This is a genomic window from Geodermatophilus sp. SYSU D00700 (assembly GCF_054050255.1).
This window is the reverse complement of the sequence record NZ_JBJGZA010000016.1, coordinates 1-12,844: the sequence shown is the minus strand read 5'-3', so window position 1 is coordinate 12,844 and position 12,844 is coordinate 1. Positions and strand designations below refer to the sequence as shown.

The window sequence follows — 12,844 nt, the reverse complement described above, 5'->3', positions numbered from 1 at the left end:
GATGGACGTCGTGCCCCGCCGCCGAGACGTCGCCTCCGCTCTCGGCCTGGCGCTCGGCGCGGGCGCCGACCTGCTGCTGGCCGACCCCGCCCGGCGGCACCCGGTGGCGGGCTTCGGCTCGCTCGCCGCCGCGCTGGAGCGCCGCCTGTGGCGGGACTCCCGGGCGGCCGGGGCCGGCCACGCCGCGGTGCTCGTCGCCGCGGCCGCGGGCCTGGGGACGGCGGTCGACCGGGCCACCCGGGACCGGCCGGCAGCGCGCACGGCCGCGGTCGCCCTCGCCACCTGGACGGTGCTCGGCGGCACCTCGCTCGGCCGGGCCGCCGGGGCGATGGCCGGTGCGCTGGCGGCCGGGGACCTGCCCGCCGCCCGGGCACTGCTGCCCACGCTGGCCGGGCGGGACCCCTCGGCGCTCGGCGCCGGGGAGCTGGCCCGCGCCACCGTCGAGTCGGTCGCGGAGAACACCTCCGACGCCGCCGTCGCACCGCTGGTGTGGGGCGCGCTGGCCGGGCTGCCCGGGCTGCTCGGGTACCGCGCGGTCAACACCCTCGACGCGATGGTGGGTCACCGTTCCCCGCGGTACGCCCTCTTCGGCTGGGCCGCCGCCCGCGCCGACGACGTCGCCAACTGGCTGCCCGCCCGGCTGACCGCCGCGCTCACCGTCGCCCTCGCACCGCTGGCCGGCGGCTCCCCGCGCGGGGCGCTGCGCGTCTGGCGCCGCGACGGCGCCGCCCACCCCAGCCCCAACGCCGGCCGCTGCGAGGCCGCGGCGGCCGGCGCGCTGGGACTGCGGCTGGGCGGGCGCAACGTCTACGGCAGCAGGGTGGAGGACCGGCCGGTGCTCGGCGACGGCCGGGCGCCGGACAGCGACGACGTCGCCCGGGCGGTCCGCCTGTCGCGGGCGGTGTGGCTGGCCGCGGCGGCGCTGGCCGCGGCCGGCCGGCTGCTCCGCCGCGGCTGACCGGTCCGGGGACCGCGCCGGTGCAGGGCCCCGCGCGGCTCCGGGAGCACGGGGAAGCCGGCCGGATCGGTGTGGAGGTGGCTGGCCGGCGGGTCGGCCGGCCCGCGCCCGCCGCGCACCGCGACGACCAGCGTGCCGGCGGCCAGGCCGCCCACGGCGAGCAGGAACAGGAGCACGAGGACTGATCCGGTGGTCATGACCACGACAGTGGCACCATCTGCACTGGACGAGACGAGTCCAATCCGGCATGGTGGCCTGCATGCCACTGGAGCGGGGCCAGTCCACTGCCGCGGAGCTGGCCAGGCTGGTCGGGCCACTGGACGACGCACCCGGTCCCCGGTACGCCGGCCTGGCCCGCCGGATCGGTGAGCTCGTCGCGCTGGGCCGGCTCCCCCCGGGGAGCCGGCTGCCCGCCGAGCGGGACCTGGCCGCGGCGCTGACGGTCAGCCGGGTCACCGTCGCGTCGGCCTACCGGCTGCTGCGGGAGCAGGGCCGCGCCAGCACCCGCCACGGCGCCGGCACCGTGCTCGAGGCGCCGCCGGTGGACGCGGTGTGGACCGCGCCGGCCACCGACCCGGAGGTGCTCGACCTCGCGCACGCCGCGCCCGAGGCCGCGCCCGAGCTGCTGCCCGCCTACCAGCAGGCGCTGTCCCGGCTGCCCGCCCTCGCCGCCGGCCACGGCTACGCGCCCGGCGGGCTGCCCGAGCTGCGCGCGGCGGTCGCCGACCGCTACACCGCCCGCGGCCTGCCCACCGACCCCGAGCAGGTCGTGGTCACCGTCGGCACCGGCGACGCCACCGCGACGGTGGTCGAGGCACTGCTGCAGCCCGGGGACCGGGTGCTGGTCGAGCACCCCACCTACCCCGGCGCGATCGGCATGGTGACGGCGGCCGGCGGGCGGTGCGTGCCGGTGGGCGTCGACGCCGCCGACCCCGACGCCGTCGTCGGTGCCGCCCACCTCGCCGTCCGGCAGAGCAGCCCGCGGCTGGCCTTCCTGATGCCCGACTTCTCCAACCCCAGCGGCGCGCGGCTGTCGGCGGCCGGCCGGCGGCGGCTGGCCGCGACCCTGTGGCAGCAGGGCGTGCTCACCGTCGTCGACGAGGTCACCGCGGAGCTGTGGCTCGACGAGCAGGGGCCGCTGCCGCCCTACGCCGCCGGCCTGCCCGACGCCGCCACGGTGACCGTCGGCGGGCTGTCCAAGGCCGTCTGGGGCGGGCTGCGGATCGGCTGGCTGCGCACCGACGCCGCGCTGGCCGCCTCGCTGGCCGCCACCCTGGGCCGCCGGCAGCTGTCGGTCGGCCTGCTCGACCAGGTCGCCGCGGCGGCGCTGGTCCGCGACCTCGACGCCGTGCTGGCCGGCCGCCGCGCGCTGCTGCGGGAACGCCGGGAGGTGCTGCTGGCCGAGGTGGCCGCGCGACTGCCGCACTGGAGCGCGCCCCGCCCCGGCGGCGGGCTGTCGGCGTGGTGCGCGCTGCCACCGGGGACCAGCTCCGCCGCGCTCGTGGCCGCCGCGGCACCGCTGGGCCTGCTGCTGGCGGAGGGGCGCGTCTTCGGCACCGGGACGCTCTTCGACGACCGCCTGCGGCTGCCCTTCACCCTGCCGCCGGACCGGCTGCGCGCCGCGGTGGCCACGCTGGCCTCGGTGGACGCCGCTCTGCAAAGCGGTCCGGCCGTCCGGCGGCAGGCGCGGCCGGCCACGGTCGTGTGACCCGCGTCCCGTCGATGCGCCCGGACGGCGTGCGCCCGCCGCCCCGGGCGACTACGGTCTCAGGAGACGAGAGCGGCCGGTCCAGCACCGGCAACCGCAGACGGTCGAACAGCCGGCTGAGCGGCCATCGCCGGGCGCTGCCCGGTGCGCCACCCGGAGAGCACCATGACGTCGACCCCGTCCCGACTCCTGCCGCGCCACCGTCCCGTCGACCTGCGGGGCGCCGGTGCCGCACCCCCGTCGCGCCCGCCGGCACCTCCGCTGCCCACCGGCCGGCGCACCCGGCTGGCCGGGCGCTGGAGGTACGACCGCGCCACCGGCGAGTGGGAGTGGTCGGCGGAGATGAGCGCCCTGCACGGACTTCCCGCCGACGGCGCCGGCGCCTGCACCGAGGCGCTGCTGGAGGCGCAGCACCCCGACGACCGGCCGCGGACGATCGACGCCCTGTCCGCGGCGCTCACCGGTGGGCAGGCCTTCTGCCTCGAGGTGCGGATCCGCACCGACGACGGCGGGCACCGCGCCGCGATCCTGCTCGGGGAGCCGCGGCTCGACGACGAGGGCCGCGTCGTCGCCGTCGAGGGCCTGGTCGTGGAGAGCCCGCGGCCGGCCGCCGGCGAGGAGCGCGTCCGGGCCCTGGAGGTCGAGGTGGACCAGCTGCGGGCCGCCATGGCCAGCCGGGCCCCGATCGAGCAGGCCAAGGGCGTGCTGATGCTGCTCACCGGCTGCGGTGACCAGGTGGCCTTCGACCTGCTGGCACACATCTCCAGCCACACCCACCGCAAGGTCCGCGACGTCGCCGTCGACGTGGTGGCCTCGGCCTCGGGCCGCCGGCCGCTGTCGGCCCAGGTGCGGGAGATCCTGCGCGACGCCTGTCCGCCTCCCGGCTCCGGGCACTGACCCGGTCGCCTCCCCTGCCGCCGTCCTCCTCCCGGCGGCAGGGGAGGATGCCCCGGGGGGTCCGGCGGGCGGGCCGGACCGAGGGAGGTGGACGGCGTGTTCTACCTCGTCGCGCGGTTCCTGCTCAGGCCGCTGTTCCACCTGCTGCTGCGGCCGCGGGTGCGGGGACGGGAGAACGTGCCGGCCACCGGCGCGGTCATCATCGCGAGCAACCACCTGTCCTTCATGGACAGCATCGTCATCCCGCTCGCCGCCCCGCGCCGCGTGCACTACCTGGCCAAGGCCGAGTACTTCACCTCGCCCGGCATCGGCGGGTGGCTCACCCGCACGCTGTTCACCGCGCTGGGCGCGGTGCCCGTCGAGCGGGAGACCTCGCGCGCCGCGCAGGGGGCCCTCGACACCGCCCTGGGCGTGCTGCGGCGCGGTGAGGGCTTCGGCATCTACCCCGAGGGCACCCGGTCCCGCGACGGCCGGCTGGCCCGGGGCAAGACCGGCGTCGCCTGGCTGGCGCTCACCGCCGACTGCCCGGTGGTGCCGGTCGCCGTCGCCGGGACCGACCGGGTGCAGCCGGTCGACTCCCGCTGGCCGCGCCCCCACCGGGTGTCGGTCACCTTCGGCCCGGCGCTGACCTTCCCCGAGCACCGCGGGCAGGCCGGCAGGGGACGGCCGCGCCGGGAGGTCACCGACCGGATCATGGAGGCGATCGCGGAGCTGTCGGGCCAGGAGAAGGCCGGGTGGGGGCAGCAGCGGACCTCCCCGGTCGCTCCCCCCGCCACGCCGTGAGCGGCGCGCTCCTCGTCGCCGGCACCACCTCCGACGCCGGCAAGTCCGTCGTCACCGCCGGCATCTGCCGCTGGCTGGCCCGCGAGGGCGTGCGCGTGGCGCCGTTCAAGGCGCAGAACATGAGCAACAACTCGGTGGTCACCGCCGACGGCGCCGAGATCGGGCGGGCGCAGGCCATGCAGGCGGCGGCCGCGGGCGTGGAGCCCGAGGCGGCGATGAACCCGGTGCTGCTCAAGCCCGGCGGCGAGGACGCGAGCCAGGTCGTCGTGCTGGGCCGGCCGGTGGCCGAGGTGACCGCGCTGTCCTACCGGCCGATGAAGGCGGCGCTGCTCGAGCAGGTGCTGGCCAGCCTGGCCGACCTGCGGTCGCGGTTCGACGTCGTCGTGTGCGAGGGCGCCGGCTCCCCCACCGAGATCAACCTGCGCGCCGACGACATCGCCAACATGGGCCTGGCCACCGCGGCGGGCCTGCCGGTGGTGGTCGTCGGCGACATCGACCGCGGCGGCGTCTTCCCCGCCCTCTACGGCACCGTCGCGCTCATGCCCCCCGCCGACCAGCGGCTGGTCGCCGGGTTCCTGGTCAACAAGTTCCGCGGCGACGTCCGGCTGCTGCGCCCCGGGCTGGACCAGCTCACCGCGCTCACCGGCCGGCCCACCCTCGGCGTGCTCCCCTGGCTCCCCGGCGCGGCGCTCGACGTGGAGGACTCCCTGGGCATCCCCACCGGCGTCTCCGCGGCCGGGCCGCCGCACGGGGAGGACGTGCTGCGGGTGGCCGTGGCGCGGCTGCCGCGGCTGTCGAACTCCACCGACGTCGACGCACTGGCCGCCGAGCCCGGCGTCCTGGTCCGCTTCGTCACCCGCCCCGAGGAGGCCGCCGACGCCGACCTCGTCGTCCTCCCGGGCACCCGCTCGACCGTGGCCGACCTGGCGTGGCTGCGCTCGACCGGGCTGGCCGGCGCCGTCGTCCGGCGGGCCGCCGAGGGCCGGCCGGTGCTGGGCATCTGCGGCGGGCACCAGATGCTCGCCCGGACCATCACCGACGACGTCGAGTCGCGCGCCGGCACGGTCGCCGGCCTCGGGCTGCTGCCGGCCGACGTCCGGTTCGCGCGGGAGAAGACGCTGGGCCGCCCGTCCGGGGCGGCCCTCGGCCACCCGGTGCGCGGCTACGAGATCCACCACGGCCTGGTCGACTACGGGGACGGGGCCGAGCCCTTCCTCGACGGCGGCCGGGTCGGGTCGGTGTGGGGCACCACCTGGCACGGCGCCCTGGAGAACGACGGCTTCCGGCGGGCCTTCCTCGCCGAGGTCGCCCATGCGGCCGGCCGGCGGTTCACGCCCGCGCCGGACACCTCCTTCGCCGCGGTGCGCGAGCAGCGCCTGGACGCTCTCGGCGACCTCGTGGCCGAGCACGCCGACACCGACGCGCTGCGCCGGCTGGTCGAGCAGGGCCCGCCCGCAGACCTGTCCCTGCTCCCTCCCGGGGGCGCGCTCAGCCGGCGGTGAGCCGCTCGCGCACGTCGTCGGGCCAGGGCACGGGCGCGCCACCGGCCGTGCCGACGTAGGTGTTGCGGACGACGCAGCACACCCGCTCCCCCACGCGGACGGTGAACCGCACGGTCACGCTGGTGCGGCCCACCCGCTCGGACTCGGCCTCGACGGTCACCGTGTCGCCCCACCGGGCCGACGACGACCACTCCAGCGTGCTGGCCTTGACCACCGGGTCGGCGCGGGCGGCGATCTCGTCCCACGGCAGGCCGAGCGAGGCCCACCACAGGTTGCTGGCCTCGTCGGCCCAGACCAGGTAGTGCGCGTTGAACACGACGCCCTGCTGGTCGCACTCGACGAAGCGGACCGGGGAGCTCCAGGTGACCGGCACGGGCAGGCAGGCTAGCCGGGCGGGCGGGTCCGGCGGTTACCGTCGTCGCCATGCCCGACGACGGCGCGCCCGCTCCCGACCCCGTCCTCGCGGGGTACCGCCCGCCCTCGCAGCTGGTCGTCGACAAGGAGATCGACCACCTCGACACCCACTGCCGCTCGTTCATCGGGCTCTCGCCGTTCCTCACGATGTCCACGGCCGACGCCGACGGCTGGCCGGAGATCTCCCCGCGCGGCGGGGACCCGGGCTTCGTGCGGGTGCTCGACGAGCGCCGGCTGGTGCTGCCCGACCGGCAGGGCAACAACCGGCTCGACAGCCTGCGCAAGGTGGCGGTCAACCCGCGCGTGGCGCTGCTGTTCTTCGTGCCCGGCGTCGAGGAGACGCTCAAGGTCTACGGCACCGGGCAGCTGCTGCCCGCCGACGCCCTCGACCTCGACCTCACCGAGTTCGGGCGGGCGCCGCGCTCGCTGCTGGTCGTCACCGTGCAGCGCGCCTACCTGCAGTGCGCCAAGGCGGTCATGCGCTCGCGGCTGTGGGACCCCGACGCGCGGATCGACCGCGCGGCGTTGCCACCCTTCGGCGTCATGATCCGCGACCACTGCCGGCTGGAGACGCCGCTGCCCGACGACGCGACGATCCGCGCGGAGCTGGCACTGGAGTTGTAGGAGGACCACCGTCCTCCCCACGCCTCGCACGCTCGGCGCGGGCCCCTGGAGGGCGGCCGTTCCAGAACGTCACCAGGGGCTGCCAGGCTGCGGGCATGGCGACCGACTTCCAGGTGGTGATCGACTCGGCCGACCCGCACGCGCAGGCGGACTGGTGGGCGGAGGCGCTGGGCTGGCAGGTGGAGCCGCAGGACGAGGCGTTCATCCGGCGGACGGTCGAGGCCGGGCACGCCTCCGAGGCCGACACCACCACGCACCGCGGCGCCCTGGTGTGGGCCTCGGGTGCGGCCGTCACCTCGCCCGACCCGGACCGCCCGCGGGTGCTGTTCCAGCGCGTCCCCGAGGGCAAGACGGTCAAGAACCGCCTGCACCTCGACCTGCGGGTCGGCGACGACCGGCGGGAGGCCGAGGTGGCGCGGCTGCTGGCGCTCGGCGCCACCGAGCTGTGGCGGGCCTCGCAGGGTCCCTTCGACTGGGTGACGCTGGCCGACCCGGAGGGCAACGAGTTCTGCGTCGCCTGACGGCTCGGGGAGCGCGGCGGGCCCGGTCAGCCGACGGGGAGGTCCCGGGCGAGGCGGCGGGAGACCACGGTGCGCTCGGCGATGCGGCGGGTCCGCCGGCGCCGGCGTCCGCGTCCGGCGCCCAGGTACCTGGCGTCCTCGACCAGCTGGAAGGCGGCGAGCACGCTGGCGCGGGGTTCGCGCGCCAGCGGGACGGCGGCGATGACGGGCTGGGCCGAGGTCATGGGGAGTCCCCTCTCCCGGGCGCGGTGGCTGCGCGCTCCGTGACTCGATGGTGCCCAGGAACGACGCTCCGGAACCAGAACCGGCCCGATTTGGTACCGGTGTGACGAACGAGTCAGTTGTGACGGCGTGTCCCCTCGCCGATCCGTACGGTGCGCGCATGAGCCGCTCGCGCCGTCTGGTGGACGCCGTCCTGTCGCTCGTGCGCACCGCCGCCGCGGCCGGTCGCCGTCCCACACCCCGCCCGGCACGCGCCACCGGGCAGCGCCCGCCCGCCGGCGTCGACACGGAGTACCGCCCGCGGGCCGACGGCCGGCCCGACCCCGGCGAGGTGGTGTGGGCCTGGGCGCCCTACGACGAGGGCGACGGGCGGGGCAAGGACCGCCCGGTGCTGGTGCTCGGCCGGCGCGGGGCGGACCTGGTGGGGCTGGCGCTCACCAGCAGGGACCACGACCGCGACGCCGCCGACGAGGCCCGGCACGGCCGGACGTGGATGGACGTCGGCCGCGGCGGCTGGGACCGGCAGGGCCGGCCGAGCGAGGTGCGGCTGGACCGCCTGCTCGTCCTCGACCCCGCGGAGGTGCGCCGCGAGGGCGCGGCCCTGGACCGGGCGGTGTTCGACCGGGTGGTGGCCGCCGCGCGCCGCGTCCAGGGGTGGTGAGGGCTCAGCCCGCCGGCACCGGCGGCACCGGGCTCGGGCCGCGCTCGACGTAGGTCTGCAGCACCACGCGGGTGCGGGTGTTGCGGACGCCGGTGACGGCGTACAGGTCGCGCAGCAGGTCCTGCAGGTCGTTCGGGCCGGCGACCCGCACCTTGACGAGGAAGTGCGTGTCCCCGGCCACCGAGTGCATCTCCTCGACGCGCGGGTCGTCCCGGACCGCCTCGGCCAGCGGCTCGGTCACCCAGCCCTCGGTGTCGACCTCGACGAAGGCCAGCAGGTGGCGTCCCAGCGCGTCGGGGTCCACCTCGACCGTGGTGCGCCGGATGACGCCGTCGCGGCGCAGCCGGCGCACCCGCTCGTGCACCGCGGCGGGCGAGAGGTGCACGGCGCGACCGAGCTCCGCGTAGGACGACTGGGCGTCGTCCTGCAGCAGACCCAACAGCGTTCGGTCCGTGGCGTCCACGCCTCATCCCCTCACCGGTTACGGCCGAACAGCATACGGACTCGACACCGTTCGGCCACAGGCCCGTATCGCTGAACCGCTTTCGGTCCTACGGTCGGGGCGTGCCCAGCCTCCCGAACCGCCCGACCGGGGCCGTCCGGCTCGGGTCCGCACCGTGGCTGCTCATGGCGGCGGTGGCCGTCGTGGGCGCACAGTCGCTGCTGCTCGCCCCGCTGTTCGTCGACGTCGCCCGGTCGCTGGGCACCGGCCCGGCAGCGGTCGGCCGGGCCGCGGGCGCCTACGGCCTGGCCACCGCGGTGTCGGCGCTCGCGCTGGGGAGGACCGCCGACCGGCTGCCACGACGCACCGTGCTGCGCGCCGCCGCGGCGGTGCTGTCGGCCGGGCTGCTGCTCTCGGCGACTGCGCAGCACTGGGTGTGGCTGGCCGCCGGCCAGGCCGTCGCCGGCGCAGCCGCCGGTGTGCTGCTGCCCGCCGCCTACGCCACCGCAGGGGAGCTGGCGCCGGCCAGCGCGCAGACCCGCGCGGTCGGCCGGGTGCTCCTCGGCTGGTCGGTGGCCATGGTGGTGGCCGTGCCGCTGGCCGCGGCGGCCGGCGGCGCCGTCGGGTGGCGCGGCACCCTCGCCGGGGTCGCCGCGCTGTCGCTGGTGCTCGTCGGGCTGCTCGGGCGCCTCCCGGAGCCGCGGGCCCCGCGCGAGGGCGGCAGCGGCACCGGGTACGCGGCGGCCCTGCGGCGACCGGGCGTGCGCCCGCTGCTGCTCGTCGTCCTGGCCTACATGGGCGCCTTCTACGCGACCTACGCCTACCTGGGGCACCACCTCCGCGCGGAGGAGGGCGCGAGCGCCGCCCAGGCCGGGCTGCTGGCGCTCGCCTACGGCGCGGGCTTCGGCGCCGCCGGGCTGCTCGACGCCCGGGTCGACCGCGTCGGGCCGGCCCGGCTGCTCCTCCCGGCCGTCCTCGTCCTGGCCGCCGTCTACGGCCTGGTGCCGCTGACCACCGGCTCGCTCGCCACCGTCCTGCTGCTGGCCGTGGCCTGGGGGCTGGCCAACCACCTCGGGCTGAGCCTGCTGGTCGGCCTGCTCTCCCGGGCGGGCGGGCCGGCGCGCGGTCCGGTCCTGTCGCTCTACAGCGCCGTCACCTACCTGGCCGCATCACTGGGCACCGCGGGCCTGGGGCCGGCGTACGAGCACTCCGGGCTGCCCGTCGTCGCCCTCGTCTCCGCCTTGGCGCTGCTGCTCGCCGCGGTCCCCGCCGCGCGGGTGCGTGCGGGAGGAGGCGAGGACCTCCCTCAGCCGGTGCGGTCGCGGCGCGGCTGCGGGCCCGGCGGGCGGAGGTGGTAGACGCCGGCCTGTCCGGGCAGCGGGTGCAGGTCGTAGCGGGAGACGACCTTCGGCCCGTCGTGGAGGTGCACGTGCGTGACCGTGGGCAGCGGGTCCCCGTGGCGTGCGGCACGGATCTCCACCCGCCCGTCGAGCGGGCCGCCCACGAACAGCAGCACGGCGTCCTGCGCCGTCGCCGCCGCGTCCCCGGGCAGCTCGGTGGTGTCGACGTCGGACAGCTCGGTCTCCTCCCTCGGCGCGGTCACCCGGTCGAGGGTAGGCGCCCGGCGCACGCCCTCACCCCGGCCGGGGGCGCAGCCGACGGGCCACCAGCGGGGCCGCGAGCAGCATCACGAACAGCCGCAGCACCTGGACGGCGAGCACGAACGTGGCGTCGGCGCCGCTGCCGGTGGCGGTGGCCAGGACGGCGTAGAGGCCGCCGGGCGTCGTCGCGAGGTAGCCGTCGAGCCGGCTGACGCCGGTGGCCGCGGACAGCACCAGGCCGAGGCCGGCGCAGGCGGCGACCAGCCCGAGGATGATCCCCAGCGCCACGGGCAGCGCCCGGCCGACGGTGCGCAGGCTCGCCACGGTGAAGCGCACCCCGACGGCGAGGCCGATGAGCAGGAAGGCCGCCGCCTCCACCCCCGGGGGCACGGCCGCACCGCCGGAGACCCCGGAGAGGTCGGCCCCCGCCGCGACGAGGAGGGGGCCGAGCAGGGCGGGCACCGGCAGCCGCACCAGCCGCGCGAGCAGCAGGCCGCTCAGCGCGCAGGCGGCGGTGAACAGCAGGTCCGCGGGCCGGCCCGGGCCGGGCGGTCCCGCCGGGACGGTGCCGCCGCCCGGGTCGGCGCCGTAGACCGTCGTCGCGACGACCGGCATCAGCACCACGATGAGCACCACGCGCAGGTACTGCAGGACCGCGACCATGCGGTCGTCGGCGCCGAGGTCGCGCGCCATGGCGGTGATCCCCGAGGCGCCCCCGGCGATCATCGCGAAGGCGCCGGTCACCGGCGTGATGCCCGGCTGGCGGCGCAGCAGCAGCCCGGCGGCGACGGTGAGCAGCAACGTGGCGACGGTGACCAGCAGGACCGGCAGCCAGTCCTCGCCGAGGGCGGCGAGGGTGTCCGGGTCGACCAGGGTGCCGATCGCGATCCCGACGACGGCCTGCGCGGCCGCCTGCCCGGCCCGCGGCACGTCGGCGGGGGTGCGCCCGGCCAGCCCGCGGACCAGCCCGGCCAGCAGCCCGCCGAACAGCGCGGGGGACGGGACGCCGGCCCGGTCGAGCAGGACGACGGCTCCCACGGCGCCGGCGACGACCACGGCGGCGTCGAGGAGCCGGGCGCCCGCCATGCCGCAGACGGGACCCGCCGCGACCGGCCTGCGTCAAGTCGGCGGCCCGGCCTGTCCGCCTGCGGTCGGGCGTGGTTCCATGGGCGCCGCCACAGCGACGGCAGTGGAGGAAGCCCGGTGCGACTCCGGCGCGGTCCCGCCACTGTGAGCCGGTCCCGTGCCGGTGAGTCAGGAACTCCCGCCGACGCCTCCTGCCACCTCCGGGCGTGGACACCCGGGGAGAGGACACCTGCCGTGCGCGGTCGAGCCGCATGACCTACCCCTTCGGCGCCGTCGTCGGCATGGACGACATGCGGCTGGCGCTGCTGCTCAACGCCGTCTCCCCGGCCATCGGGGGCGTCCTGGTGCGCGGCGAGAAGGGGACGGCGAAGTCGACGACGGTGCGCGCGCTGGCCGCCGTCCTGCCGCCGGTCGCCGTCGTGCCCGGCTGCCGCTTCGCCTGCGACCCGGCCGCGCCCGACCCGGCCTGCCCCGACGGGCCGCACGACGCGGTCCCCGGGCACACGCGGCCGGCGCGGCTGGTCGAGCTGCCGGTGGGCGCCTCGGAGGACCGCGTCGTCGGGTCGCTGGACCTGGAGCGGGCGCTGACCGAGGGCGTGAAGGCCTTCGAGCCGGGGCTGCTGGCCGCCGCGCACCGGGGCGTGCTCTACGTCGACGAGGTCAACCTGCTGCACGACCACCTCGTCGACCTGCTCCTCGACGCCGCGGCGCTGGGCACCGCCTACGTCGAGCGCGAGGGTGTCTCGGTGCGGCACGCCGCCCGGTTCCTGCTGGTCGGGACGATGAACCCCGAGGAGGGCGAGCTGCGCCCGCAGCTGCTCGACCGGTTCGGGCTCACCGTGGAGGTCGCCGCCCCCCGCGACCCGGCCGAGCGCGCCGAGGTGGTCCGCCGCCGGTTCGCCTTCGACGCCGACCCCGCCGGGTTCGCCGCGGCGTGGGCGGCGGAGGAGGCGGCGCTGGCGTCCGGGATCGCCGCCGCCCGGGCCCGGCTGCCACGGGTGACCCTCTCCGACGCCGCGCTGCGCCAGGTGACCGCCGTCTGCGCGGCCTTCGACGTCGACGGCCTGCGCGCCGACCTGGTCACCGCCCGCACCGCGATCGCACACGCCGCCTGGTGCGGCCGCGAGGAGGTCACCGAGGACGACGTCCGGGTGGCCGCTCGGCTCGCGCTGCCGCACCGCCGGCGCCGCAACCCGTTCGACGCCCCGGGCCTCGACGAGGACACCCTGGAGCAGGCGCTCGAGGACTCCCGCCCCGACGACGACCCGCCCCAGGGACCGGACGACGGCGGCGCTCCCCCGCCCCCGCCCCCGCCCCCGCCCGGGGACGGTGACGGCCCGGACTCCCCGGGGGGGGGGGGGGGGGGGGGCGGGGGGGCGGGCGGGGGGGGGCGGGGGGGGCGGGTGGTGGGGGGGGGGGGGGGGG

At 78.0% G+C, this 12,844-nt stretch carries 15 protein-coding genes and 1 riboswitch; of the genes, 10 read left to right on the top strand and 5 right to left on the bottom strand.

Annotation, left to right across the window (positions count from 1 at the left end):
- Window positions 1-10: 10 nt before the first annotated feature.
- The 5 genes from ACI79V_RS13370 (at window position 11) to ACI79V_RS13350 (ending at window position 5,848) form a co-directional block, all read left to right on the top strand.
- Window positions 11-958: a cobalamin biosynthesis protein gene (locus ACI79V_RS13370; protein ID WP_456889981.1), complete on the top strand. Its 948-nt coding sequence runs from the start codon at window positions 11-13 to the stop codon at window positions 956-958.
- Window positions 959-1,217: 259 nt separating this feature from the next.
- Window positions 1,218-2,666 (top strand): MocR-like transcription factor YczR, encoded by a 1,449-nt coding sequence (gene yczR, locus ACI79V_RS13365; protein ID WP_456889979.1) that lies wholly within the window; start codon window positions 1,218-1,220, stop codon window positions 2,664-2,666.
- A 165-nt stretch (window positions 2,667-2,831) separates the two neighbouring features.
- Window positions 2,832-3,563 carry a PAS and ANTAR domain-containing protein gene (locus ACI79V_RS13360; protein WP_456889978.1) on the top strand — a complete coding sequence of 244 codons (732 nt, stop codon included), beginning with the start codon at window positions 2,832-2,834 and terminating at the stop codon, window positions 3,561-3,563.
- A gap of 96 nt (window positions 3,564-3,659) precedes the next feature.
- A complete protein-coding gene (locus ACI79V_RS13355) occupies window positions 3,660-4,346 on the top strand; it encodes a lysophospholipid acyltransferase family protein (RefSeq protein ID WP_456889977.1) in 687 nt (228 codons plus the stop codon).
- Entirely contained in the window at window positions 4,343-5,848 is a 1,506-nt protein-coding gene (locus ACI79V_RS13350; protein ID WP_456889976.1) for a cobyric acid synthase, read from the top strand. Before ACI79V_RS13355 ends, ACI79V_RS13350 begins: the two co-directional genes overlap by 4 nt.
- Here ACI79V_RS13350 and ACI79V_RS13345 read toward each other — a convergent pair.
- Entirely contained in the window at window positions 5,835-6,221 is a 387-nt protein-coding gene (locus tag ACI79V_RS13345; RefSeq protein ID WP_456875414.1) for an acyl-CoA thioesterase, read from the bottom strand. The genes ACI79V_RS13350 and ACI79V_RS13345 overlap by 14 nt on opposite strands.
- Before the next feature lie 50 nt (window positions 6,222-6,271).
- On the opposite strand from ACI79V_RS13345, the gene ACI79V_RS13340 reads away from it, so the two are divergent.
- Both ACI79V_RS13340 and ACI79V_RS13335 read left to right on the top strand, forming a co-directional pair.
- Entirely contained in the window at window positions 6,272-6,886 is a 615-nt protein-coding gene (locus ACI79V_RS13340; protein WP_456889973.1) for an MSMEG_1061 family FMN-dependent PPOX-type flavoprotein, read from the top strand.
- 95 nt (window positions 6,887-6,981) lie between these two features.
- Entirely contained in the window at window positions 6,982-7,407 is a 426-nt protein-coding gene (locus tag ACI79V_RS13335) for a VOC family protein (RefSeq protein WP_456889971.1), read from the top strand.
- A gap of 26 nt (window positions 7,408-7,433) precedes the next feature.
- On the opposite strand, the gene ACI79V_RS13330 is transcribed toward ACI79V_RS13335, so the two are convergent.
- On the bottom strand, window positions 7,434-7,631 hold the full coding sequence (locus ACI79V_RS13330) for a hypothetical protein (RefSeq protein ID WP_456875411.1): 198 nt from the start codon (window positions 7,629-7,631) through the stop codon (window positions 7,434-7,436).
- Between the two features lie 158 nt (window positions 7,632-7,789).
- On the opposite strand from ACI79V_RS13330, the gene ACI79V_RS13325 reads away from it, so the two are divergent.
- Window positions 7,790-8,290 carry a type II toxin-antitoxin system PemK/MazF family toxin gene (locus ACI79V_RS13325; RefSeq protein WP_456889969.1) on the top strand — a complete coding sequence of 167 codons (501 nt, stop codon included), beginning with the start codon at window positions 7,790-7,792 and terminating at the stop codon, window positions 8,288-8,290.
- A 4-nt stretch (window positions 8,291-8,294) separates the two neighbouring features.
- Here ACI79V_RS13325 and ACI79V_RS13320 read toward each other — a convergent pair whose 3' ends face one another.
- Entirely contained in the window at window positions 8,295-8,753 is a 459-nt protein-coding gene (locus tag ACI79V_RS13320; RefSeq protein WP_456889966.1) for an Lrp/AsnC family transcriptional regulator, read from the bottom strand.
- 101 nt (window positions 8,754-8,854) lie between these two features.
- Here ACI79V_RS13320 and ACI79V_RS13315 point away from each other — a divergent pair, with 101 nt between their 5' ends.
- Window positions 8,855-10,090, top strand: a complete 1,236-nt coding sequence (locus ACI79V_RS13315; protein WP_456889964.1) for an MFS transporter — start codon at window positions 8,855-8,857, stop codon at window positions 10,088-10,090.
- Here the strand turns inward: ACI79V_RS13315 and ACI79V_RS13310 are convergent.
- Window positions 10,039-10,335, bottom strand: a complete 297-nt coding sequence (locus ACI79V_RS13310) for a hypothetical protein (protein ID WP_456889963.1) — start codon at window positions 10,333-10,335, stop codon at window positions 10,039-10,041. The two genes, ACI79V_RS13315 and ACI79V_RS13310, sit on opposite strands and share 52 nt — an antisense overlap.
- Before the next feature lie 31 nt (window positions 10,336-10,366).
- Complete coding sequence (locus tag ACI79V_RS13305; RefSeq protein ID WP_456889961.1) at window positions 10,367-11,419, bottom strand: AbrB family transcriptional regulator; 1,053 nt, start codon at window positions 11,417-11,419, stop codon at window positions 10,367-10,369.
- 106 nt (window positions 11,420-11,525) lie between these two features.
- A riboswitch (cobalamin riboswitch) is annotated at window positions 11,526-11,597 on the top strand.
- A 73-nt stretch (window positions 11,598-11,670) separates the two neighbouring features.
- Between ACI79V_RS13305 and ACI79V_RS13300 the strand changes: the two genes are divergently transcribed.
- The coding region (locus ACI79V_RS13300) for an ATP-binding protein (RefSeq protein ID WP_456889959.1) at window positions 11,671-12,844 on the top strand (1,174 nt) is incomplete at its 3' end.